Genomic DNA, 21,019 nt, shown 5'->3' with positions numbered 1-21,019 from the left:
CCGCGACGCGGCGCGATGCGTCAGGCGCCGCCGAGCGCGGACCAGACCGCGCGGGCACCGCTGTCGCCCACGAGCACGAGGTCGACGGTCGTGCCGATCGCCACCGCGACCGCGACGACGGCGATGACGCCCGTGATGATCCGCGCGCCGGCGAGGGGACGGTCCGCGCGCCGGGCGCGCCACCAGAACCAGCCCCACTGCGCCACCGCGACCACGATCAGGAAGAACGCCCAGATCACGGGGCCGTCGCCCATCCGAGTGTGCGCCTCGACCAGAGCCGTCTCGGGCACCTGGCGCTCGAGGGCTTCGCCCGCCTGCTTCGCCAGCAGCGCGAACCCGCCGCCGACGATCGCGACGATGGGGGTCAGGATGCCGAGCCGGCGACGCGCGGCAGGCCAGACGCTGCCGACGATGAGCATGAGCGCCGCGAGCGGCAGCAGCACGACGGCGGCGTGGACGAGGAGGGGGTGAAGCGGGAGGCCCGCGAACTGCCACATGCGCTGATCACAGCACACCGGCGGCATCCCGGTCCAGGAAGGTGATGCTGCCCTTCCGCCGTGCGATGATGCGGCGTTTCGGGACGGTGGTGCGCCCCGGCGGCGCCGCCATAAACGCTCTCCCTCGGCAGAAACGCCCGGACAATGCGTTTCTGCCGAGCCGGAGCGTTTATCGGCGCCCGGGCGAGACGAAACTCAGCGCGCCGACCGGCGCCGAGCGAGATGCGCCCGACAGCTCCGCCCTACTGCGCGAGCAGCGTCGGGTCGGCCGCACCCGCCGCGGCACGCGCGGCCCCGGGCAGAGCCTCGAGCACCCGCTCGAGCGCGACGTCGTCGTGGGCGGCGGTGAGGAACCACGCCTCGAAGACGCTCGGGGGCAGGGAGATACCGGCATCCAGCATCGCGTGGAAGAACGGGGCGTAGCGCCACGACTGCTGCGTGAGCGCCGTGGCGTAGTCGCGCGGCACCTCGGGCAGGAACGCGACGCCGAAAAGCGACCCGGCGCGCGGGACGGCGTGCACGACGCCCTCGGCGGTCAACGCAGCGTCGAGGGCATCGGCGACACGGGATGCCGAGGCGTCGACCGCGGCGTACACCTCGGGGGTCGCCAAGCGCAGCGTCGCGAGCCCCGCAGCGACCGACAGCGGATTCCCCGACAGCGTGCCGGCCTGGTACACCGGTCCGAGGGGCGCGAGCTGGTCCATGACGTCGGCGCGGCCGCCGAGGGCGGCCAGTGGCATCCCTCCGCCGACGACCTTGCCGAACGTGAGGATGTCGGGCAGGTACGTCTCGCCCTGCGACGCCTGGAGGCCCCAGAAACCGGCCGGGTGCACGCGGAATCCGGTGAGCACCTCGTCCATGATGAGCAGCGCGCCGTGGCTGTGCGCGATGTCGGCGAGCGCCGCGTTGAAGCCGGGCAGCGGCGGGACGACACCCATGTTCGCGGATGCCGCCTCGACGATGATCGCGGCGATGTTCTCGCCGTGCACCGCGAACGCCTCGCGCACCGCGTCGAGGTCGTTGTAGGGGAGGACGAGCGTCTGCGCGGCGATCGGCGCGGGGACGCCCGCGGAACCCGGGAGCGCGAGCGTCGCGACGCCGGACCCGGCGGCGGCCAGCAGCCCGTCGGAGTGCCCGTGGTAGTGGCCCGCGAACTTGATCAGCAGGTCGCGGCCGGTCGCCCCGCGCGCGAGACGGATCGCCGTCATCGTCGCCTCGGTGCCCGTCGAGACCAGACGCACCTTCTCGACCGGCGCGAGATCCCCGACCCGCACGCGGTGGGCGATCAGGTCGGCGAGTTCGACCTCGGCGCCCGTCGGCGCACCGAAGGACAGACCCTTGGATGCCGCCGACTGTACGGCCCCGACCACTTCGGGGTGCGCGTGGCCGAGGAGTGCCGGACCCCACGAGGCGACGAGGTCGACGTATTCGCGGCCCGCGGCATCCGTGATCCGGGCGCCCGCGGCGGACTGCACGAACCGCGGCGTCCCGCCGACGGATCCGTACGCCCGTACCGGCGAGTTCACGCCGCCCGGGATGACGTCCTTCGCGCGCGCGAACCACTGGTCGTTGAGGTCTGTCATGGCATCCATTCTCCCGGGCGTGCGCGCGTGGCGGCGCGCAGGTGGCACCCGCGGAGGGTCAGAGGTCGGCGCGTAGCCAGTGCGCGGCCTCGAGGGCCCAGTACGTCAGGATCGCGTCGGCGCCGGCGCGACGGATGCCGAGGAGGCTCTCCAGCACGGCTCCGCGGCGGTCGATCCAGCCGTGGGCCGCGGCGGCCTCGATCATCGCGTACTCGCCCGACACCTGGTACGCCCACACCGGCACGTCGACGGCGGCGCGCACGTCGGCGAGGACGTCGAGGTACGGCAGCGCCGGCTTGACCATCACGACGTCGGCGCCCTCTTCGACGTCGAGCAGCGCCTCGCGCACGCCCTCGCGGCCGTTGCCGGGGTCGAGCTGGTACGTCCGACGGTCGCCCTTGAGCTGCGAGTCCACCGCCTCGCGGAACGGACCGTAGAACGCCCCCGCGTACTTCGCGGAGTACGCCAGGATCAGCGTGTCGGTGAAGCCCTCGGCATCCAGCGCCCGGCGCACCGCGCCGACCTGGCCGTCCATCATCCCGGAGAGCCCGAGCATCGCCGAGCCGGCGCGCGCCTGCGCGAGCCCCATCGCGGTGTACCGCTCGAGGGTCGCGTCGTTGTCGACGGTGCCGTCGGCCGCGAGCACACCGCAGTGGCCGTGGTCGGTGAACTCGTCGAGGCACAGGTCGGTCTGGACGACGAGCGCGTCACCGACCTCGGAGATCACGGTCTCGGTCGCGACGTTCAGGATGCCATTCGGGTCGTCGGCACCGGAGCCCACCGCGTCGCGGGTCTCGGGCACCCCGAAGAGCATGACGCCGCCGATGCGGGCGGCCGCGGCCTCGGCGACGACCCGGCGCAGCGAGTCGAGCGAGTGCTGCACGACGCCCGGCATCGAGCCGATCGGCACCTGTTCGCTGAGGCCCTCGCGGACGAACAGCGGCAGCACGAGCTGCGACGGGACGAGGTGCGTCTCGCGCGCGAGGCGGCGGATGGCGGGGGTGCGGCGCAGGCGCCGCGGGCGGTACTCGGGGAAGCTCATGCGGGGGTCTCGGACTCCGGGGGAAGGGTGAATCGGGCGACGGCCTCGATCAGGGAGTCGACGGTCTGCCGCTCGGCGACGACGTCGACGGTGAGGCCCGCGCGCTTGGCATCCTTCGCGGTGCGCGGACCGATCGCGGCGATGACGGTGGATGCCGGGATCTCGGGGAACTGTTCGACCACCTGTTCGGCGACCGAACCGCTGGTGATGAGGATCGCGTTGATGCGTCCGGAGTGGACATCCCCGGCGATCTTCTCGGTGACGGGGACGCCGACCGTGCGGTACGCCACGACGCTGCGGACGTGGTGTCCGGCCTCGATCAGCAGACGCGTGAGCACGGGCTTGGCGATCTCGCTGCGGAGCGTGAGGACGCTGCGCGGCTCGGTCTCCAGCGCGATCATCTGCTCGGCCATGCCCTGCGCCGAGTTGTCGCGCTCGGGCACGAGATCGACGCGGTACCCGACGGCCTGCATCGCGGCGGCGGTGGTCTCACCGACGGCGGCGACCTTCGTCCGGGCGGGGATGACGGCCCGGTAGGCGTACAGCACGTCGACCGTGGTCGCGCTGGTGAGCGTGAGCCAGTCGAACGCTCCGTCGGCGAGGTCGGCGAGGGCCTGGTCGAGCGTCGCCTGGTCGTTCGTCGGCGCGAAGTTGATCAGCGGCGCGATGACCGGAACGGCCCCGCGCTGGCGGAGGCTCGCGGCGACACCGTCGCCCCACGGGCCACCGCGGGGCACGAGGACGCGCCGGCCGGCGAGCGGCTTGTCTGGGGTCGGCATCTGCCGGTGGCCTTCATTCATGTGGTCGACTCTCGTGGTACCAGGTCGGCCGCCCCGCGTTCGAGCAACCGACGCGCGGCTTCTTGGCCCGCTCGCGTCGCGTGCGCGATGGGTCCCCCGTCGTCGGCAGCATTCGCACCATTGCCACTGCCAGTTTCCCCACCATACCCCGGCTCTACACGCACGGTCCGATCGATACCGATCCGATGCGAGCCGTCCAGGGCGTACACGATGGCCCGCAGACGGAGATCGCCGTCGACGAGCGCAGCGTGCGTCGCGACGGGCGCGTGGCAGCCGGCATCCAGGACCGAGAGCACCGTGCGCTCCGCGGTGATCGCGATGCGCGTCGCCTCGTCGTCGAGCGCCGCGAGGGCGGCGAGGATCTCGGGATCGATGTCGGCGCGGGTCTCGATCGCGAGCGACCCCTGCCCCGGCGCGGTCGGCCATTCGGCGAGGCCCAGGTACTCGGCCTCCAGGCCGCCCAGGTCGCCGCCGAGCCGCGAGATGCCCGCGGCCGCGAGGATGACGGCATCCAGGTCTCCGTCGCGGACGCGCGCGAGGCGCGAATCGACGTTGCCGCGGATGTCGCGGACGTCGACGCCCGGATTGTGCCGCAGCACCTGCGCGATGCGGCGCGGAGACCCCGTGCCGACGCGCGACCCGCTGGGGAGCTCGGACAGCGGCGTGCCGTCGCGCGTCACGACGACGTCGCGTGCGTCCTCGCGGCGGGGAGTCGCGGCGATCACGAGCCCCTCGGGCTGCAGCGTCGGCAGATCCTTGAGCGAGTGCACAAGGAAGTCGCAGCGGTCGGCGGCGAGCGCCTCGCGCAGACCGTTGGCGAACACGCCCCGACCGCCGAGCTGCGACAGCGACGCACGGTTGACGTCGCCCTCGGACACGATCGGCACGAGTTCGACCTCGCGACCGGATGCCTCGGCCACCGCATCGGCGACCATCTGGGACTGCGCCATGGCGAGCGCGCTGCGCCGGGTGCCCAGGCGCAGGGCGGCGCTCACTGGAGGATCTCGGGGATCTCGTCGAGGGTGACGCGGCGACCCGTGTAGAACGGCACCTCTTCGCGGACGTGGCGGCGGGCCTCGGTGTAGCGGAGGTCGCGCATCATGTCGACGAGGTCGGTGAGGTCGTCGGCCTCCATCGGCAGCAGCCACTCGTAGTCGCCCAGAGCGAAGGATGCCACGGTGTTGGCGATCACGCCCGTGTACTGCGAGCCCTTCTTGCCGTGCTCGATGAGCATCTCGCGGCGCTCGGCCTCGGGCAGCAGGTACCACTCGTAGCTGCGGACGAACGGGTACAGGCAGAGCCAGTCCTTCGCGTCGATACCGCGGAGGAAACCGGGGACGTGCGACCGGTTGAACTCGGCATCCCGGTGCACGCCCATGGCGTTCCACGTCGGGAGCAGGTTCTTCAGCAGTTCGGTGCGGCGCAGGCGCCGCAGGTCGCGCTGCAGCGCCTGGGGGTCGGCGCCGTGCAGCCAGACCATGAGGTCGGCGTCGGCGCGCAGGCCGCTGACGTCGTAGAACCCGCGGATCGTGACGCCGTCGGCCTCGATCAGGTCGACGAGGTCGCCGAGCTCGGTGGCGTCGGCCTCGGTGACGGGGTTCTCGGGGTCGCGGCGGAGGACCGCCCACAGGGTGTAGATGGAGGAGGAGTCATCGTGGGCCATGCGTCAATCCTCACCCTCGCGGCGCGCCGCTCCAAACCCGTTGACTCACCGCCGAACCACCGGCGGCGTCCTTCGGGTTAGCGGGTGCCAGATCACGTGATCTGGCCGAGTGCACACGTCATGGCGGCGCACGAGCCGTACGCTCGACCAGATCACGTGAACTGGCCGACCAGACAGCGCACCGACGCGACACGACGAACGCCCGCGGCCCGAGCGCGGGCTCGGAACGCGGGCGTTCGAGGGAAAGGGATGCCAGGACGGCGACGCCGCGGCGGAGCGAAGGTCAGCGCGTGTAGGCGCGGACCAGGGCCCAAACGGTCAGGCCGACCGTGGTGGCGACACCGACGACCACCGCGGCGGCCGCGGCGGGGTTGCGGCGAGCGGACTCGCGCGCCTCGGCGACGCGCTCGTCGACGGCCTCGCTGAGCCGACGCGGCAGGTTCGCCTTGACCTCGATCGCGGCGAGCGCCGCCTTGAGTTCGGCGCGGGCCTGCTCGACGGGGTCGGCGATGCCCAGGGGCACGGCCGTCTTCGGCACGGGAACGGGACGCTCAATACTCATCGCCGGCCTCCTTCACGATGCGGACGTCCTGCGCGATGGCCTGGCCCGGGTTCTCGCGCTTCGACAGCTTCTTGAACCGCAGGTATCCCAGCAGGGCGAGGATCGCGGTGACCACGAGCATCACGCCGAAGACCACCAGCGCGGAGAGCCACACGGGCCACCACGACGACAGCCCGGCGATGACGAACGCGAAGAAGACGGGAACGGCCCAGAAAACGACGATCAGGGCACCGACGAACCAGCCCGCGCCGATCCCGGCATCCTTGGCGGTGCGGGCCGCCCAGGCCTTCGCTCCGTTGATCTCGGCGACGACGAGGTTGCGCACGAGCTCGGGGATGTCCCCGATCAGCGTGAACAGGCTGTCGTCGGCGCGATCGCGGAAACCGCGGGGAGTGGTCATCGTCAGCTCTCCGAGGACGTGGAGCTGTTCTTGTTGGCCTGGGCGCGCGTGGTGGCGGTCTTCTCGGCGCTCTTCGCGTCGTCGACGGAGTCCTCGACCGCGTCGGCGACCTCGTGAGCCGAGGCCTTCGCGGCGCGGCCGGCACGCTCGGCGCGCTCGGAGACGGTGCCCGACTGCGACGCGGCGCCGGTGACCGACTTCGCGCCCTTCCACACCACACCGGGCACGGACTTGAGGGCGGAGACGCCGAACGCCTTCACCTTCTCGACCTGCCCCTGGACAACGGGCTGGTCCCAGACCTTCTCGGCCTGCGCCTTGATCTGCTCGTACCGTTCGCGGCCCGCGCGTGCTCCGAGCACGTAGCCCGCCACGAGTCCGACGACGAGTGCTGCTTTGCCCCTCATGGGGTCTCCTCACGCTCGATCAGTGCTGGTCGAGTCTCACGATAGCGATGTATTCCCGTTCCGGCATCCGCCCTTGACATGATCGCGCCGGACACGGAGCATCGCGGTTCGTCCCGCTCAGCCGCGGTGCCACAGGGCCGCGCTGCGGACGCGGTCGGCCTCGGCGCGGGCATCGGGAATCACCTGCGCGAGACCCGTTCCCGAGAGCCAGGCACCCGTCGCCCCGAGCCCCGGGACCGCGCGCACCGCGCCGCGCGCCGCGGCGGTCTGCGCCGCCCGCCCGATCGCCGCGCCGGGCTGCGACTGGACGTACCGGGCGCGGTGCGCCGCGCGCAGCGCGGTCGGGGCGAGTTCCACGCCGAGGAGCGCCGCCGCCTCCGACAGCGCGAGCGCGGCGGCGGCATCGTCGTCCAGCGCCGCCGTCGCGGGCTCTTCACCCTGCGCTCCGAACGACACCCGGACGACGTGGATGCCGGGCTCAGTGGCATCCCGAACCCAGTCCCATTTGGCCGTGGAATGCGTGAGCGCCTTCGCGACGTGGCTGCCGGGAACCGTGAGGACGCCGGTTCCGCGCGGGGCGGCGTCGAGCGCCGGAGCGTGCACGACGAGCGTCACGACCTCGACGACCGGCGCGATCGGTTGGGAGTCGTCGAGGTTCGGGACGACCGGGGCGAGCAGCCGGCGCGCGACGCCCTCGGGGAGCGCGACGATCACGGCGTCAGCGTCCATGGGCTCGTCATCGGTGTGGACGGTCCAGCCGCCGTTGCGCGGCGCCAGTTCGGTGACCGCGACACCGGTGCGCAGCTCCGCGCCGAGCTCGCCGAGCCGCGCGACGAGCGCGTCGACGAGCCGCGACATCCCGCCGACGATCCCCTCGACCGCTCCGCCGGGGCGCCGGAGTGCGCGGCGCGGCACCCTCCACGACCGGGACATCGGATGCCGGGGCGTCGGTCGGCGCGGGAGTGTTCCGGGCCGCCCGCAGCTCGGCCACGGCACCGCCCAGCGAGCCGGTACGGGTGAGCGCGGCGTTGAGGCCGGGGGCGGCGAGATCGACGTCGATGTCGTCCGGGCGCGCCGAATACACGCCGCTCGTCACGGGCGCGACCAGCCGATCGAGCACCCGCGCACCCATGCGCTGACGCACCAGCGCGCCGAGGCTGTGCTGGTGGCCGATGGTGAGCGGCGGCCGCAGGCGGTCGACGTACGCGCGCCACGCACCGGCCCAGCCGATCACGCGGCGCACGTCGGGTGCCCAGGGATTGTCCGGGATGCCGAGCACCCCGCCCTTCGGCAGAGGGGCCGCCCCGACACCCGGCACGCCCGCGACCCACGCGCCCGCGCTGTTCGGGGGCACGACCTGGTCGACGAGGCCGAGCTCGGCCAGCAGCGCACGGACGGTGCCGCCGCGCGTCGCGAAGCTCTCGGCGCCGACGTCGAGAGTCAGCCCGCCGACCTCGGCGGACCGCACGACTCCCCCGAAGACGCCGGATGCCTCGAGCACGGTCACCCGCATGCCGACCTTGGCGCACTCCAGGGCCGCGACGAGCCCCGAGACGCCGCCGCCGGCGACGACGACGTGGCTCTCATGAGCGTGCTTCGCGAGACGCTCGAGCGGATCGCTCACTCCGCCTCCCCGTGCGCGCGGGCGACGATGCGCGTGAGCACCGTCGGATCGGTGTCGGGCGGCACGCCGTGGCCGAGGTTCAGCACGTGGGCGCGGGCCGCACGGCCGCGCGCGAGGACGTCGTCGACGTGCGCGCCGAGCACCGGCCACGGCGCACCGAGGAGCGCCGGGTCGATGTTGCCCTGCAGCGTGGTGTCGGGGCCGACGATCGCGGCCGCCTCGTCGAGCGGCATCCGCCAGTCCACGCCGACCGCGTCGGCGATCCCGCCGAGGCGCATGTCGGCGAGGAACGGCCCGGTGCCGACACCGAAGTGGATGCGCGGGACGTCGACGCCCTCGAGGGCCGCGCGCGAGTGCGGCGCGACGTACTCGAGGAACGCCGCGCGCGAGAGCGAACCCGCCCACGAATCGAACAGCTGCACGGCCTGCGCTCCACCGTCGATCTGCGCGGCGAGGAACGCGCGCGAGACCTCGGCCAACCAGCCCGCGAGACGGTGCCAGGACTCGGGGTCGGCGTGCATCATGCCGCGGGCGCGCAGGTGCTCCTTCGACGGGCCGCCCTCGACGAGGTACGCCGCGAGGGTGAACGGCGCCCCCGCGAAGCCGATGAGCGGCACGGCGTCGTCGAGCTCGGCGGTGACCAGGCGCACGGCCTCGCGGATCGGCTCCGCCGCGGCCGCCACGTCAGCGGGGTCGATCCCCGTGACACGGGCGACGTCGGCGGCGGTGCGCACGGGCTCGGCGAACACCGGGCCGCGTCCGGGTTCGATCTCGACGGCGACGCCCGCCAGCCGCAGCGGCACGACGATGTCACTGAAGAAGATCGCGGCATCCACCCCGTGACGGCGGATCGGCTGCAGCGTGATCTCGGCCGCGAGGTCGGGGGTGAGGCACGCGTCAAGCATGCGCGTGCCCACGCGGAGGTCGCGGTACTCCGGCAGCGAGCGCCCGGCCTGCCGCATGAACCACACCGGCTGCCGCTCGGGGCGGTCGCCGCGGAGGGCACGGAGAAGGGGCGCGTCGGGGGAGGCCATGGCATCCATCCTCCCATTCGCGTTCTGTGAAGAACGGGGATGCCTCGACGTCGAGGAGCGACCCGGAGGACCCCGAGGAAGCCGGGCGTAGAATCTTTCCGTGCTGCTCTGCGTGAGCGCGAGTCACAAGACCGCGTCCTTCGACCTCCTCGAGCGGCTCAGCGTACCCACCACCCCCGTCGCCCCCCTGATCGCCGCGCACGACGAGTGCGTGCAGGGAGCGGTCGTCGTGGCCACCTGCAACCGCTTCGAGGCCTACGTCGACATGGACGAGCCCGTCACGGCCGCCGTCGCGGTGGGCGTGGAGGCCACGCTGAGCGCCATCGAGGCGGCCACGGGCGTGCCCGCGAGCGAGCTCGAAGGCTCCTACACCGTGCTGGGCGGCGGCGACGTCGCCGAGCACCTGTTCTCGGTGGCATCCGGTCTCGAATCCGTCGTCGTCGGCGAAGGCGAGATCGCCGGGCAGGTGCGCCGCGCGCTCACCGAATCGCGGCAGCTCGGCACCACGTCGGGCGAACTGGAGCGCCTGTTCCAGCGCGCGTCCGAGGCGCAGCGCGGCGTGAAGAACGCCACCGCCATCGGCCGCGCCGGGCGTTCGCTCGTGCGCCTCGGCCTCGAGCTCGCGGACAGCCGCATCGCCGACTGGTCCACGCAGCGCGTGCTGCTCGTCGGCACGGGCGCGTACGCCGCGGCGACCGTCGCGGCCCTCCGCGACCAGGGCGCCGAGAACATCTCCGTCTACTCCCCCTCGGGCCGCGCCGCGAAGTTCGCCACGAAGCACGGGCTGCGTGCCGTCTCGGCCGAGACCTTCCCGAGCGCCGTCGCGCACGCCGACCTCGTGATCACGTGCACGACGAGCGAGAACCACGTCGTCAGCGCCGCGACCTTCGCCGCCGGACGCACCGCCGCCGAAGCGACCGCGCCCGCCTCGGCCGGCTGCCCCGTCGACCACACCGGCCGCCGCCTCGTCATCGACCTCGGCCTGCCGCGCAACGTCGACCCTGATGTCGCCACGGTCCCCGGCGTCGACCTGCTCGACCTCGAGACCATCCGCCTCCACGCCCCGCTCGAGGAGCTCCAGGCGACGGATGCCGCGCGCGACCTCGTCCGCGACGCCGCCCGCCGCTTCGCCTCGGTGGGCGAGCGCAAGAACATCACCCCCGCCGTCGTGGCGCTCCGCGCTCACGTCTTCGGCGTCCTCGACACCGAGGTCGCCCGGGTCCGCGCCCGCGGCGACGAGGGCGGACAGACCGAGGCGGCCCTCCGGCACCTCGTCGGCGTGCTTCTCCACACCCCCACGACCCGCGCGCACGAGCTGGCCGAAACCGGCCGCGGCGACGAGTACGTGGCCGCGCTGTCCGCGCTGTTCGGCATCGAGGTGCCGCCGGAGGCGCCCGCCGCGCGCATCGCCGACGCCGGCTGACGCTGCGGCTTTCCGCTGCTGCTTCGCGCTGCTACTTCGCGTTGCGGCGCGCGGTGACCAGCGGAGGACTTGCGACGAGCGGAGGACCAAAACCCCGGCATCCACCCTCCCCTCCCCGAATCTCCTCCGCTCATCACCGGGGCGGCGCGGGTCGAGGGCCTTCCGCCGCGGCGCGCGGTGACCAGCGGAGGATTAGGGGCGAGCGGAGGACCAGAACCTCGGCATCCGTCCTCCCCTCCCCGAATCTCCTCCGCCCATCACCGGGGCGACGCGGGTCGCGGGCCTTCCGCCGCTGCACGCGGTGACCAGCGGAGGACTTGGGACGAGCGGAGGACCGACACCCCGGCATCCACCCTCCCTTCCCCGAATCTCCTCCGCCCATCACCGGGGCGACGCGCAGGTCGCTGTCCCTCCGCCGCGGCGCGCGGTGACCAGCGGAGGGCTTGGGACGAGCGGAGGACCGAAACCCCGGCATCCATCCTCCCCTCCCCGAATCCCCTCCGCTCATCACGACGATCGCTGACCTCCCGCCGCGGCGCGCGGTGACCAGCGGAGGGCTTGGGACGAGCGGAGGACCGAAACCCCGGCATCCACCCTCCCTTCCCCGAATCTCCTCCGCCCATCACCGCGCACCTCCGCCCGCCGCCGCCCCGCGAACCACCCCGCGGACCCGGCAGGATGTACGCATGAGCACTCCCGCGTCCGAGGTGTACCGCGTCGCCGGTGAGGACCGCCGCCGCAACGGTCTGCGGTGGGTCGCGACCGTCGCGATGGGACTGCTCGACGCGGGCTCGGATGCGCCGTCGACCAGCGAGGTCGTGATCCGCCGCGCCGACGGATCGGTCGTGCGACGGTTGAAGCCCGGCAGCGTCGAGGACTTCGAGCGCCAGCTCAGCGAGATCACGGACGATCTGCACGACCTGGATGCCGTGTCCTTCGCAGAGAAGTGGATCGCCGCCCCCGCTTGACCCGCGGGAGAATGGCCGCATGAGCCTGCACATCACCGACGACCCGGCCGCCGACGAGTTGCTGTCGACGAATCCCCTCGCGCTGCTGATCGGCATGCTGCTCGACCAGCAGGTGGCGATGGAGACGGCGTTCGCGGGACCGCTCAAGATCCAGCAGCGGATCGGATCGGTGGATGCCACGACCCTGGCGCACGAGGATCCCGAGGCGTTCGCCGCGGCGTTCTCGCAGTCGCCCGCGGTGCACCGCTTCCCCGGGTCGATGGCCGCGCGGGTGCAGTCGCTGTGCACCGCCATCGAGGAGGACTGGGGCGGGGATGCCGCGCAGCTGTGGACACGTGACGACCCGGACGGCGCGACCGTGCTGAAGCGGCTCAAGGCGCTGCCGGGCTTCGGCGAGCAGAAGGCCAAGATCTTCCTCGCGCTGCTGGGCAAGCAGTACGGGTACAACGGCGCGGGGTGGCGCGAAGCGTCGGGACCGTACGGCGAGGACGGCTCGTTCCGGTCGGTTGCCGACATCACCAGCCCGGAGTCGCTGACGAAGGTCCGCGAGTACAAGCGCGCCGCGAAAGCAGCGGCCAAAGCGGGCAGCTGACCCCTCCTACACCATGGGGGAGAAAAAGGAGAGTTCTCTCATCTTCGTTCCGCGACGGTTGCCTCGTGGTTAGTGTTTCAGGGTTCGTTGCAGGTTGATTCGCGATCGAAGGGTGGGCTCTCGTGAAGTTCGCAATGGGTTCCGACACTCTGGGTGTGCTGGGTAAGGCCACCTCGGGTTCGAGTGATGAGCTGTCGCTGCTGGTCCGCCAGCTGCTCGAGGCGGCCGAGCCGCTCGAGGGACAGTTCCAGGGCGCGGGTCGTGCCGCGTTCGACCGTTTCAAGTCGCGTACCGACGCCATCTCGGCCGAGTTGAAGCTCGCCCTCGACGGCGTGCTCGGCGGCATCTCGGGCATGGACCGCTCCTTCCAGGAGGGCGAGTCGTCCATGGTCGACCAGACCACGAGCCTCGAAGCCGGATCGTCGTTCGACGCCGCGCGCTTCGGCAGCCGTTGAGAATCGGAAAGGACTGACTCATGGTGAACCAGGGAGACCGTCGCGATTACTCGATCGCGGCCTCGCAGAACGCTCAGGACAACTTCAACCGCGTCGCTTCGCAGCTCGAGTCGCTGATCGACCAGCGCGACCGCGACGTCCAGGCCGCGATGTCCGACTACTCCGCCGACGGGGTGTCCGAGGACTACCGCGGCAAGGAACTCCGCTGGAAGAACGCCGCCGCCGAGGTGCGCGGCATCATCCAGACGCTCCGTTCGTCGCTCGAGCGCAACGACGAGTCCGCCCAGACCGCGCTGAGCAAGGCTCGCGCGGCGGTGGAGTCGATCGGCTGACGATTCGCCGCTGAACGCCGGGTGCACCGCGCACCCGGCGTCGGTGGTGGCCGCGCGCGGGGCCGCGCGGATGAGGACATGAAGGGGTTCCGGCGATGACCAGTTGGAGCATTCAGCCATCCGGCGTCGTGGCCGTGCTGAAGGACGTCAACGTGGATGCCGAGGCACTCGGCGCCGCGCTGCAGTCCCTCGGTCCGGCACTCGAGGGGGCCGTGACCGCGACGCAGTCGGGCGCGATCTCCGAGGCGGTGCAGAGCTACTTCCAGCAGGAGGAGAGCCCGCGCATCCAGGGGATGAGCGCCCGCATCGGTGCCGCCGCCCAGGGCGTCGTCTCCGCCACCGAGGCCTACGTCGCGGGCGACATGGAGATGGCCGCGAATGCTCAGTCCGCGGCCGTCGCCGCCGTTTACCCGCCCGCTCTTCCGCACGGGGTGATGTGATGCCGGATCCGATCGACTACACCGCGATTCCGGGCGAGAAGATCGACCCGGATGCCATCGAGACCAACGCCGCGACCGTGAGCACGATCTCCGGCCAGGTGTCGGAGCACGGCTCCAACGTGCAGTTCAAGTGGCAGGGCATGGCGGGGGTCTATGAGGCGCCCGAGTCCCCGACCCTGCTGGGGCTGATGGCCCCCGTCAGCTCGCAGGCCACCCAGGTCAGCGACAACCTCGCCGAGGTCTCCGCTGCGCTGACCGCCTTCGCCGCGGACGTGCGTCCGATCAAGGCCGAGCTCGACTCCCTGCGCGCGCAGGCGAAGACGTTCGTCGACTCGATCCAGGGCGGCGTCCGGGTGCAGGAGATCAACCCGGCGTGGACGGCGGCGCAGTCCCCGTACGGCGGGGCGACGGCGACACCGACCTACCAGGGTTCGTGGGGCTCCTCGACGACGTCGTCGACGAGCACGGCGATGCCCGACAAGTACCGCACGGTCACGAAGGAGTGGCACGAGGTCCAGGAGTACGTGGACCGCAACAACGAGTTGCTGTCCGCGGTGAACGCCCAGCAGGTGAAGCTGTGGGAGGCCGAACGGGCGTGCGCGAACCGCATCCGCGCGCTCTACGGCGCCCAGCCGCTGCACGCCGCGACCTCCGAGGACGACGCGCTGGGCTACGGCCTGTCGGAGATCCCGGAGGGCACCGACATGCCGTGGGGTGCCGAGGTCGAGCGCACCGAGGGCTGCGGTGAGGCCACCGCGAAGTTCGTCTTCAAGGACTTCCTCTGGGAGGGCATCGCCGTCGGCGGTGTGTGGGGCACGATCCAGGGTCTCGGCACGCTGGTGCTCGGGTACAACCCCGAGACAGGCGAGTTCTTCTCGACCGACGCGTACGGCTCGGCGTGGGGCAACCTCGGCATGCTCCTGTTCGCCGGAGCCGCGAACACGGGCGTGCTCGCGCCGATCTTCCAGACCGACACGCTCATGCAGGCGATGGGCATGGGCGGATACCTGCCGCAAGAGGTCCGCGACTTCAAGAAGTCGGCCGACGAAGCCGCCCTGAACACCGGCAAGGCGCTCATCGCCTGGGACAAGTGGCAGGACGACCCCGGCACCGCGCTGGGCGAGTCGGTGTTCAACGTCGGCACGGCGTTGATCCCGGTGGGCGGCGCGGCGGTGGCCGGTGTGAAGACCGCGTCGACCGCGGCATCCGTCGTCTCGAAGATCGCGAAGGTGGCCGACTTCGTCGATCCCGCCGCGTTCGCCATGAACGGCGCGATGAAGCTCGGCGGGGCCGGGCTGAAGGGCCTCGACGGCATCATCGGACGCCTCGGCACGGATGCCACCGGCGGTTTCCACCTCAACACTCCCGACATGCCCTTCGTCGCCGACGACGCGAGCTCGGCGCTGCGCGCTCTCGACGACGCCGGTGTCGACCTCAACAGCGTCACGGCGCGTGTCGAGGACGGCATCCCGGTCTACGAATTCCCGCCGACGGATGCCATCCCCTCCGGCCGCATCGAGATGCCCGCCGGGTCGTTCGACGGCGTGGGCGGCGGAGACGTGCCCGTGCGCACCGACGGCGGAACGGATGCCGGTGTGGCGGCGCCCGTGCGCGAGCCCGAGCTCGTCTCGGCCGGCGGCGTTCGCGGCGAGACGGGCCCCGGTCCGGTGAACTCGATCGTCGAGGATGCCCCCGTCCGCACCGAGACCGGCGGCTCCGGTGAGTCGACGGTCGTGCGCGAGCCCTCGACCGAGACCGGCGGCGGCAGCAGCCACGCCGGCGGCGAGAGCGGCGGCCACGGCGGCTCCGACACCGGCAACGGCGGTGGGCTGGGCCGCGGCGACGACGCCGGCAGTACAGGACGCGGCGACGACGCGAGCAGCACGGGACGCGGCGACGACGCCAATGGCGGCGGGCACGGCGAGGATTCCACGAAGGGCGGACACGCCGAGGACGGCGCGGGCCGTGCCGATGACGCCGCGGACGGCGGCCGAGGTGAGGACGGGACCGGCAGCGGCAGTGGCGACGACGGCGCGGCGCACGCCGCCGGCGACGGTGCCGGCAGCCATGGTGGCGACGGAGCGGGCGGATCGGAGGGAGCCGCGGCGCTCCCGCCGGAGGATCCCGGTGCGCCTGCCTGGCGCAGCCAGGAGCAGAGCGACCTGTACCTGTCGGCTCCCGAGAAGAAGGTCGTCGACGACTATCTCGCCGGTTCGCGCGCGGCTGAGCCTCGGATCACGGATGACATGACCCGGATCGTGGGCGGCCAGCCCGGTGCGCGACTCGAAGGTCTCGACTACCGCCTCAAGGGCGACGAGTCGATGTACCGCAAGGTCGCGACGGCGCTCGAGGAGACGGGACTCCCGGGGACTCGCGCCTCCGCCGAGACGACGATGGCCGGCATGAAGGACTCCGTTCGGTACACGGTGATCCTCGACCCCAGCCACTACGCCAGCGGTACGCGCTCGGTGATCGACGACCTGGCAGCGCAGGGCTACCACCCGTTCGGCAACCTGAAGAACACATGGGGCGGATCCGGGTACCAGGGCATCAACAGCAACTGGTACGACCCGGCATCCGGTCGAGTGATCGAGGTGCAGTTCCACACGGACGCGAGCTTCGCGGCCAAGATGGAAACGCACGAGCTGTACGAGATGGAGCGTCTCCCGGGGCAGAGCCCGGAGGATCTCGCTCAGCTGCGCGCTCAGCAGCAGGACATCTTCTCCCGTATCCCGCTGCCGCACGACGCACCGAACATCTCCTGGCCGGACGACGTGGGCGTGGTCCACCGCGCACCCGGCGCGTCCGAGCACGTCGTGAGCGCGACCGACGTCGGCACTCCCGTCTCCCCCGCTCAGATCGAGCAACTCCGCAAGGACGGGTGGATGGTGGCGTTCTTCGACGACAACGCAGCCGCCAACTACTACTCGGGCCCGACGAGCACACTCGGTCGGTCCGGACGGCCGTTCTTCGTGATGCCCGCCGAGGACGCCGGCATCGTCAAGAACGCTCACGACGCGGCCCGGTACACGGGGATGTCCCCTGCCACGGAACACGCCTACACGACCGGTGGCGAGATCCAGGGGATCGCGTTCCCGTCCGACGGCATCCCGTACCGTCAGCCCACGACAGCGGATGCCATGGGGTGGCCGCACTATCTCGAAGGCGGCCACACCGCGGTCCTCGGTGAAGGACCCCGCGCCGGGTACCTCGTGAACCCCACCCGCGAGTACGTCATCCCGGGCGGCACCGGAGTGATGAACGGTGCCTTCCGGTTCCACCTGGTTGACGGCGAATGGTTCGTCCAGCGCGTGTGGTGACGCGGCGCCCGTTGCCTTGCGCGGATGCCACCGAAGTTAGATTTGTGCGGAGCGCGGTGATACCGCGCACTGAAGGAGCCCGATCATGACAGAGCCTCGCCCCGAGAACGACCTCGAAGTCACCATGAGGTTGGTGCGGTCCGGGGAGCTGCCGTCGGAGCGGCTGGCACCCGCTCTTCTGGAAGCCGAGTTGGCCGTTCTCGTCGACGGAACGCCCGACCCGACGGCGATCGAGCCCCTCGTCGTTCACCGGGACGACGCGAACTTCCTCGCCGCCTTCACTGCGACGGACCAGGTGCCGGCGGAGTTCGGTGAGGGCCGCAGCGCGCTGCTCCTGCCGGGTCGCCTCCTCATCAGCGGCGCTGCCCCCGAGGTCGGTCTCGTCGTGAACCCGGGGTCAGCGGGAGCGATGGAGATCCCGCCGTCGGCTCTGGCTGCCCTCCGCCAGGCGTCCGCGGCACCGTCCACGCGTTACTTCATCCGCGAGCAGATGGTGGACGGCCAGGTCGTCCCGGTCTCGGTGTTCCGTCGCCGCTCCACCCCGGAGGGGCCGGTCGACGAGCGTCTCCTCGACGTCGACTCGTGGACCGACGACCGGCACGGAACGGTCGACAAGGCCATCCGCTTCCCCCTGGATGCCGACATCGAGGAGATCTCCCCCGAGGCCGCGCAGGACGTCTTCGACATGGTCGCCCGCCGCACCTACGTTCCGCTGCAGCGCCGCTGACCGCTGGCACGTCATGCATGACAGTCGCCCCTCGGGTCACGCGGGATACGTGTCAGCGAGCGGGGTTGAGATGATCGACGCAGAGTCCGCGCGCGAGACCGTTCGCCACGCTCTCAGAAGCACCGAAGACCGCGGCTGCGTGCGTTGCGTCCTCGTGGGAGAGACGCTCGACTACGGCAAGTGGTGGGTGCAGGGGTACCAGTCCGAAGCATTCGCCGTTCATGGCGATGTCTTCCAGGCGCTGGCCGGCAACGGCCCCTACGTGATCCCGAAGAACGGCGACGCGGTTTTCACGCTGTCGAGCGCAGAACCCGTCGATGCGCAGATGGCTCGCCTCGCCTCAGCCGATTAGCTCATGAGGCGTGCGCTGATGACCGATCCCCTCCTCTCCGCAGCCGTCGTCGCGTACCTCGGGTGGGGCCGTGCGGCGATGCCCGCCGCGGACGAACCGGCGGTGGCCGACCTCGCCGAGCGGGCCGGCGTCGACCCCGCCGGCGTACTCCGCGCGGTCCACGACGCGATCGGCGCCTCCGATCGTCTCGAAGTCACCGACCTCTCCGCGAGCGACGATGGCGGAGCAGCCCTCTACAAACGACGCCTGCGGGACGCCCGCCCCGACCTTTCGCCGGATGCGGTGGATGCCCTGGCATCCCGGTGGTTCTTCGCCCTCAGATGGCTGGGCATCGAAGCCGGTAGTGACGTTCCCCGCTACTTCGTCCGCTACGGCGGGGAGGGCGCGACGCCGATCCCGGTCTCGCTGTTTCGGCGCCGAACAGTCGACGGCCGGCCGGTCGATGAGGTCCTCAAGGACGTCGACGAGTGGCGCCCGGACGACCGAGGACGGGTCGGGCACGCGTTGATCTTCACGCTCGACTCCGACCTCGAGGAGGTCACGGCGGACGAAGCCGCGCAGTTCCAGGAGATGGTGAGAACTCGAACCTACGTGCCGTTCAGGGAAAAGCGGGCGCAGCCCCACCATTGATCACGAGGGAGATGTCGAGCAGTGATCTTCGAGATTGCGTCTGGCGGAAGGATGACGTCCTCACGGCGGCTCGTCTGCGATCCCGGACAAGCTCCTGGCCTCTCACGGCTGGTCTGCTCAACAGCCCCCGACGCAGAAAGGGAAGAACACCATGACCGACCCTCGCCAGCCGCCCCTCACCGCACAGGAAGCGGAGCAGGTAGCCCTTCGCTTCCTCGCCCGTTCGACCGAGGAGGACGGCATCCCGCGAATCATTCTCGGTCCGGCGGTCGAGGCCGGGCCGAATTGGGTGTTCTACTACCAGGGCCGCGGCTACGTCGAGCGCGGCGATCTCGACGAGATGCTCTTGGGGAACATGCCGATCGTCGTTCCCCGCGCTCACAGCGCGCCTTATCCCCTCAGCCCTCTGGAGGACATCGATGTCCAGATGCGACGAATGGCCCACGATGCGGACTGATGAGTTTCACGACATCGTCGACGCGGAGCATCTCCGCAGATTCCTGTACGAAGGCGCACCCAACGGATCGACGTCGAGCAAGGTCTGTGTGGTCTCGGATGGCGCACAGTGGGTGACCGTGTGCACCGACGAGCGGGCAGCGGTGATCACGAAGACCCGCAAAACGTTTGATAGTCAACTCGAAGCTCTCGACGACGCGGTGGACGCCCTTCGTCTCCTTCGGGATTTCGAGGAGTGTGGCCGCGCATGACGAAGGTGCCCATCAGCCAGACGCTGCTCGAGTACCGCGGTGAACGGTACCCGCTCCACTCGGGAGGAGACGGCTACGTCCGCCTTCAGACGGATGGCCCACCGTCGCACGAGAAGTTCCCCGACGCCATCGAGTTCAATGACGATCCTCACGACGCGTGGGTAAAAGTCCCGCGCTCCGCTATTTCCGCGCGGTACGCGCAGAAAGTGACTGCCACGTGGCACGGCGTTCCCGTCATCATCGGTGAGCGCGTAAGGCGCGGCCTCAGCCGGGGAATGGTGACGATCCGGTACGACGGCGTCGAGCCTGCGACGGCGATCGCGGCAGGACTCAGGGGTAACCAGAACGACGGATGGTCGGCACTGGTGTCGCCCGACGAGGTCGAGAGGGTGCATGTGGAAACGACACGACTCCCCCCGGTGCAGGAATGACAGAGCCGTCGTCGACCCGCGAGAACGTCGCGAGCGGGTTCATCGTCCGCAGCTCGGGAACCTGGGTCCAGACGCCGGACGGCTGGTTCGTCTCGACGTCGGCGATAGCCGAGGGTGGGCCTATTCAGGACCTATTCCTCTTCGACCGCGAGGGGATGAACTCCCGCCGGGTTCCTCCAGCCACGGTCATCGACGCCGAAGACGTGGAATCCGAGGCTCTCTACAAAGGACACTGGATTCCGCTCGTATCGACGTGGAGAGACGACTCGACGAGAGTTCGCGCCCCGATCCCCTCCTCGGCGAGCGGACACTTCGCCGTCCTCTACGTCTACTCCAGCCCCGAGTGGAAGACGTTGGTCTCCCTGCCCCGCGCCGAGGTTCACGACCCGCGGGGAGGAAACGGGGGCGTCTCGTTCCGCGTCCCGCTGACCGAGGTCGACGACTATCGAGAGACCATCACGCCGCTTTTCGGAGCCTCGATGGCATCCGAGCAGACCATTCCGGCTTCGAGAGATCTCAGCACGGTGTACGAGCTCGCCCGCCTGGCACCGGACGCCATCAGCGTCGCGCGCAGCGATACGGCGGTCGTCGTTCGGGCGGACGAGCTCACTCTTCGGATCACCATCGCAGGCCGCACGTGGCGCGTGCGGAAGACCTGGCGATCGCACGACCGCGGGGTGGCGTTCGAAACGAACGACGACACAGACATCGGGCGATTCCTCGTCGCGATACTCGCGAACGACATCCGACGCTCGCTCGGTCTCGCACCCCGGCGACGGGCGGTGACGCTGTCGGACGAGGGACTCGCTCGGCCCGCAGCCTCATTCACGCTTTCGCGCGGGTCGGATGCCGGATTCGTGCTGACCGACTCGTTCAGCCGAAGCCGCTGGCGCTTTGCGAGCGACCTGGATGCGGCCCGATTCAGTTGGATCGCGGCGCTGACGTGGACGGAAATCCTTTCGCGGTTGCGGGAGAAATGACATGAGCCAAGACAGCACCGGCCGACGAGAAGATCCGCACTCCTCCGAAATCG

The 21,019-nt window shown here is 71.0% G+C and carries 25 protein-coding genes and 1 pseudogene; 14 read left to right on the top strand and 12 right to left on the bottom strand.

Features of this window, described 5'->3' with window-relative positions; translation table 11 throughout:
- Nucleotides 1-20: 20 nt before the first annotated feature.
- The 12 genes and pseudogenes from RKD05_RS08120 to hemE form a co-directional block, all read right to left on the bottom strand.
- The gene (locus tag RKD05_RS08120) at nucleotides 21-497 is read right to left on the bottom strand and encodes a DUF2231 domain-containing protein (RefSeq protein WP_424709257.1); all 477 of its coding nucleotides are present in this window, start codon (nucleotides 495-497) and stop codon (nucleotides 21-23) included.
- Between the two features lie 242 nt (nucleotides 498-739).
- A complete protein-coding gene (hemL, locus tag RKD05_RS08115) occupies nucleotides 740-2,080 on the bottom strand; it encodes a glutamate-1-semialdehyde 2,1-aminomutase (protein ID WP_424709256.1) in 1,341 nt (446 codons plus the stop codon).
- 58 nt (nucleotides 2,081-2,138) lie between these two features.
- Entirely contained in the window at nucleotides 2,139-3,122 is a 984-nt protein-coding gene (gene hemB, locus RKD05_RS08110) for a porphobilinogen synthase (protein WP_424709255.1), read from the bottom strand.
- Nucleotides 3,119-3,922: a uroporphyrinogen-III synthase gene (locus RKD05_RS08105; protein WP_424709253.1), complete on the bottom strand. Its 804-nt coding sequence runs from the start codon at nucleotides 3,920-3,922 to the stop codon at nucleotides 3,119-3,121. The genes hemB and RKD05_RS08105 overlap by 4 nt, the downstream gene beginning before the upstream one ends.
- Nucleotides 3,919-4,917 carry a hydroxymethylbilane synthase gene (hemC, locus tag RKD05_RS08100; RefSeq protein WP_424709251.1) on the bottom strand — a complete coding sequence of 333 codons (999 nt, stop codon included), beginning with the start codon at nucleotides 4,915-4,917 and terminating at the stop codon, nucleotides 3,919-3,921. Before hemC ends, RKD05_RS08105 begins: the two co-directional genes overlap by 4 nt.
- Complete coding sequence (hemQ, locus tag RKD05_RS08095) at nucleotides 4,914-5,585, bottom strand: hydrogen peroxide-dependent heme synthase (RefSeq protein ID WP_424709249.1); 672 nt, start codon at nucleotides 5,583-5,585, stop codon at nucleotides 4,914-4,916. The genes hemC and hemQ overlap by 4 nt, the downstream gene beginning before the upstream one ends.
- 283 nt (nucleotides 5,586-5,868) lie before the next feature.
- The gene (locus RKD05_RS08090; RefSeq protein WP_424709248.1) at nucleotides 5,869-6,147 is read right to left on the bottom strand and encodes a hypothetical protein; all 279 of its coding nucleotides are present in this window, start codon (nucleotides 6,145-6,147) and stop codon (nucleotides 5,869-5,871) included.
- Complete coding sequence (locus RKD05_RS08085; RefSeq protein WP_022879347.1) at nucleotides 6,137-6,547, bottom strand: phage holin family protein; 411 nt, start codon at nucleotides 6,545-6,547, stop codon at nucleotides 6,137-6,139. The genes RKD05_RS08090 and RKD05_RS08085 overlap by 11 nt, the downstream gene beginning before the upstream one ends.
- A gap of 2 nt (nucleotides 6,548-6,549) precedes the next feature.
- Complete coding sequence (locus RKD05_RS08080; protein WP_022879348.1) at nucleotides 6,550-6,951, bottom strand: hypothetical protein; 402 nt, start codon at nucleotides 6,949-6,951, stop codon at nucleotides 6,550-6,552.
- 117 nt (nucleotides 6,952-7,068) lie between these two features.
- Complete coding sequence (locus RKD05_RS08075) at nucleotides 7,069-7,809, bottom strand: FAD-dependent oxidoreductase (RefSeq protein ID WP_424709246.1); 741 nt, start codon at nucleotides 7,807-7,809, stop codon at nucleotides 7,069-7,071.
- 217 nt (nucleotides 7,810-8,026) lie between these two features.
- Nucleotides 8,027-8,464: pseudogene (locus RKD05_RS08070) on the bottom strand (protoporphyrinogen/coproporphyrinogen oxidase); the annotation flags it as partial.
- A 107-nt stretch (nucleotides 8,465-8,571) separates the two neighbouring features.
- Entirely contained in the window at nucleotides 8,572-9,609 is a 1,038-nt protein-coding gene (hemE, locus tag RKD05_RS08065; RefSeq protein ID WP_424709245.1) for a uroporphyrinogen decarboxylase, read from the bottom strand.
- Nucleotides 9,610-9,709: 100 nt separating this feature from the next.
- On the opposite strand from hemE, the gene RKD05_RS08060 reads away from it, so the two are divergent.
- The 14 genes from RKD05_RS08060 to RKD05_RS07995 all read left to right on the top strand — a co-directional run bounded on the left by RKD05_RS08060 (nucleotide 9,710) and on the right by RKD05_RS07995 (nucleotide 20,966).
- Nucleotides 9,710-11,032: a glutamyl-tRNA reductase gene (locus tag RKD05_RS08060; RefSeq protein WP_424709244.1), complete on the top strand. Its 1,323-nt coding sequence runs from the start codon at nucleotides 9,710-9,712 to the stop codon at nucleotides 11,030-11,032.
- 686 nt (nucleotides 11,033-11,718) lie between these two features.
- The gene (locus tag RKD05_RS08055; protein ID WP_424709242.1) at nucleotides 11,719-12,000 is read left to right on the top strand and encodes a hypothetical protein; all 282 of its coding nucleotides are present in this window, start codon (nucleotides 11,719-11,721) and stop codon (nucleotides 11,998-12,000) included.
- Between the two features lie 19 nt (nucleotides 12,001-12,019).
- A complete protein-coding gene (locus tag RKD05_RS08050) occupies nucleotides 12,020-12,592 on the top strand; it encodes an HhH-GPD-type base excision DNA repair protein (RefSeq protein WP_424709241.1) in 573 nt (190 codons plus the stop codon).
- A gap of 134 nt (nucleotides 12,593-12,726) precedes the next feature.
- Nucleotides 12,727-13,047 carry a hypothetical protein gene (locus RKD05_RS08045; RefSeq protein ID WP_231901847.1) on the top strand — a complete coding sequence of 107 codons (321 nt, stop codon included), beginning with the start codon at nucleotides 12,727-12,729 and terminating at the stop codon, nucleotides 13,045-13,047.
- Nucleotides 13,048-13,067: 20 nt separating this feature from the next.
- The gene (locus RKD05_RS08040) at nucleotides 13,068-13,379 is read left to right on the top strand and encodes a pore-forming ESAT-6 family protein (RefSeq protein WP_022879355.1); all 312 of its coding nucleotides are present in this window, start codon (nucleotides 13,068-13,070) and stop codon (nucleotides 13,377-13,379) included.
- A gap of 95 nt (nucleotides 13,380-13,474) precedes the next feature.
- Nucleotides 13,475-13,819 (top strand): DUF6507 family protein, encoded by a 345-nt coding sequence (locus RKD05_RS08035; protein ID WP_424709239.1) that lies wholly within the window; start codon nucleotides 13,475-13,477, stop codon nucleotides 13,817-13,819.
- Nucleotides 13,819-17,139, top strand: a complete 3,321-nt coding sequence (locus RKD05_RS08030; RefSeq protein WP_424709237.1) for a hypothetical protein — start codon at nucleotides 13,819-13,821, stop codon at nucleotides 17,137-17,139. The genes RKD05_RS08035 and RKD05_RS08030 overlap by 1 nt, the downstream gene beginning before the upstream one ends.
- 85 nt (nucleotides 17,140-17,224) lie before the next feature.
- Nucleotides 17,225-17,866 (top strand): SseB family protein, encoded by a 642-nt coding sequence (locus RKD05_RS08025; RefSeq protein ID WP_424709235.1) that lies wholly within the window; start codon nucleotides 17,225-17,227, stop codon nucleotides 17,864-17,866.
- 70 nt (nucleotides 17,867-17,936) lie between these two features.
- Entirely contained in the window at nucleotides 17,937-18,218 is a 282-nt protein-coding gene (locus RKD05_RS08020; protein ID WP_424709234.1) for a YrhB domain-containing protein, read from the top strand.
- A gap of 18 nt (nucleotides 18,219-18,236) precedes the next feature.
- Nucleotides 18,237-18,848 carry a hypothetical protein gene (locus RKD05_RS08015; RefSeq protein WP_424709232.1) on the top strand — a complete coding sequence of 204 codons (612 nt, stop codon included), beginning with the start codon at nucleotides 18,237-18,239 and terminating at the stop codon, nucleotides 18,846-18,848.
- 151 nt (nucleotides 18,849-18,999) lie between these two features.
- Nucleotides 19,000-19,305 (top strand): YrhB domain-containing protein, encoded by a 306-nt coding sequence (locus RKD05_RS08010; protein ID WP_424709230.1) that lies wholly within the window; start codon nucleotides 19,000-19,002, stop codon nucleotides 19,303-19,305.
- On the top strand, nucleotides 19,295-19,555 hold the full coding sequence (locus tag RKD05_RS08005) for a hypothetical protein (RefSeq protein ID WP_424709229.1): 261 nt from the start codon (nucleotides 19,295-19,297) through the stop codon (nucleotides 19,553-19,555). The genes RKD05_RS08010 and RKD05_RS08005 overlap by 11 nt, the downstream gene beginning before the upstream one ends.
- Nucleotides 19,552-19,986, top strand: a complete 435-nt coding sequence (locus RKD05_RS08000; RefSeq protein ID WP_424709227.1) for a hypothetical protein — start codon at nucleotides 19,552-19,554, stop codon at nucleotides 19,984-19,986. The genes RKD05_RS08005 and RKD05_RS08000 overlap by 4 nt, the downstream gene beginning before the upstream one ends.
- Complete coding sequence (locus RKD05_RS07995; RefSeq protein ID WP_424709226.1) at nucleotides 19,983-20,966, top strand: hypothetical protein; 984 nt, start codon at nucleotides 19,983-19,985, stop codon at nucleotides 20,964-20,966. The genes RKD05_RS08000 and RKD05_RS07995 overlap by 4 nt, the downstream gene beginning before the upstream one ends.
- Nucleotides 20,967-21,019 lie beyond the last annotated feature (53 nt).

It is taken from the genome of Microbacterium sp. SLBN-111 (assembly GCF_049739645.1).
Lineage (GTDB): Bacteria > Actinomycetota > Actinomycetes > Actinomycetales > Microbacteriaceae > Microbacterium.
The sequence above is the reverse complement of the archived record's forward strand: the minus strand, read 5'-3'. Positions and strand labels throughout refer to the sequence as shown.

Excerpts from the sequence above, each read along its gene's own strand:
- RKD05_RS08120 (WP_424709257.1), bottom strand. The coding sequence starts at position 497 with ATGTGGCAGTTCGCGGGCCTCCCGCTTCACCCCCTCCTCGTCCACGCC.
- hemL (WP_424709256.1), bottom strand. The coding sequence starts at position 2,080 with ATGACAGACCTCAACGACCAGTGGTTCGCGCGCGCGAAGGACGTCATC.
- hemB (WP_424709255.1), bottom strand. The coding sequence starts at position 3,122 with ATGAGCTTCCCCGAGTACCGCCCGCGGCGCCTGCGCCGCACCCCCGCC.
- RKD05_RS08105 (WP_424709253.1), bottom strand. The coding sequence starts at position 3,922 with ATGAATGAAGGCCACCGGCAGATGCCGACCCCAGACAAGCCGCTCGCC.
- hemQ (WP_424709249.1), bottom strand. The coding sequence starts at position 5,585 with ATGGCCCACGATGACTCCTCCTCCATCTACACCCTGTGGGCGGTCCTC.
- RKD05_RS08090 (WP_424709248.1), bottom strand. The coding sequence starts at position 6,147 with ATGAGTATTGAGCGTCCCGTTCCCGTGCCGAAGACGGCCGTGCCCCTG.
- RKD05_RS08085 (WP_022879347.1), bottom strand. The coding sequence starts at position 6,547 with ATGACCACTCCCCGCGGTTTCCGCGATCGCGCCGACGACAGCCTGTTC.
- RKD05_RS08080 (WP_022879348.1), bottom strand. The coding sequence starts at position 6,951 with ATGAGGGGCAAAGCAGCACTCGTCGTCGGACTCGTGGCGGGCTACGTG.
- RKD05_RS08075 (WP_424709246.1), bottom strand. The coding sequence starts at position 7,809 with ATGTCGCGGCTCGTCGACGCGCTCGTCGCGCGGCTCGGCGAGCTCGGC.
- hemE (WP_424709245.1), bottom strand. The coding sequence starts at position 9,609 with ATGGCCTCCCCCGACGCGCCCCTTCTCCGTGCCCTCCGCGGCGACCGC.
- RKD05_RS08055 (WP_424709242.1), top strand. The coding sequence starts at position 11,719 with ATGAGCACTCCCGCGTCCGAGGTGTACCGCGTCGCCGGTGAGGACCGC.
- RKD05_RS08050 (WP_424709241.1), top strand. The coding sequence starts at position 12,020 with ATGAGCCTGCACATCACCGACGACCCGGCCGCCGACGAGTTGCTGTCG.
- RKD05_RS08045 (WP_231901847.1), top strand. The coding sequence starts at position 12,727 with ATGGGTTCCGACACTCTGGGTGTGCTGGGTAAGGCCACCTCGGGTTCG.
- RKD05_RS08040 (WP_022879355.1), top strand. The coding sequence starts at position 13,068 with ATGGTGAACCAGGGAGACCGTCGCGATTACTCGATCGCGGCCTCGCAG.
- RKD05_RS08035 (WP_424709239.1), top strand. The coding sequence starts at position 13,475 with ATGACCAGTTGGAGCATTCAGCCATCCGGCGTCGTGGCCGTGCTGAAG.
- RKD05_RS08030 (WP_424709237.1), top strand. The coding sequence starts at position 13,819 with ATGCCGGATCCGATCGACTACACCGCGATTCCGGGCGAGAAGATCGAC.
- RKD05_RS08025 (WP_424709235.1), top strand. The coding sequence starts at position 17,225 with ATGACAGAGCCTCGCCCCGAGAACGACCTCGAAGTCACCATGAGGTTG.
- RKD05_RS08020 (WP_424709234.1), top strand. The coding sequence starts at position 17,937 with ATGATCGACGCAGAGTCCGCGCGCGAGACCGTTCGCCACGCTCTCAGA.
- RKD05_RS08015 (WP_424709232.1), top strand. The coding sequence starts at position 18,237 with ATGACCGATCCCCTCCTCTCCGCAGCCGTCGTCGCGTACCTCGGGTGG.
- RKD05_RS08010 (WP_424709230.1), top strand. The coding sequence starts at position 19,000 with ATGACCGACCCTCGCCAGCCGCCCCTCACCGCACAGGAAGCGGAGCAG.
- RKD05_RS08005 (WP_424709229.1), top strand. The coding sequence starts at position 19,295 with ATGCGGACTGATGAGTTTCACGACATCGTCGACGCGGAGCATCTCCGC.
- RKD05_RS08000 (WP_424709227.1), top strand. The coding sequence starts at position 19,552 with ATGACGAAGGTGCCCATCAGCCAGACGCTGCTCGAGTACCGCGGTGAA.
- RKD05_RS07995 (WP_424709226.1), top strand. The coding sequence starts at position 19,983 with ATGACAGAGCCGTCGTCGACCCGCGAGAACGTCGCGAGCGGGTTCATC.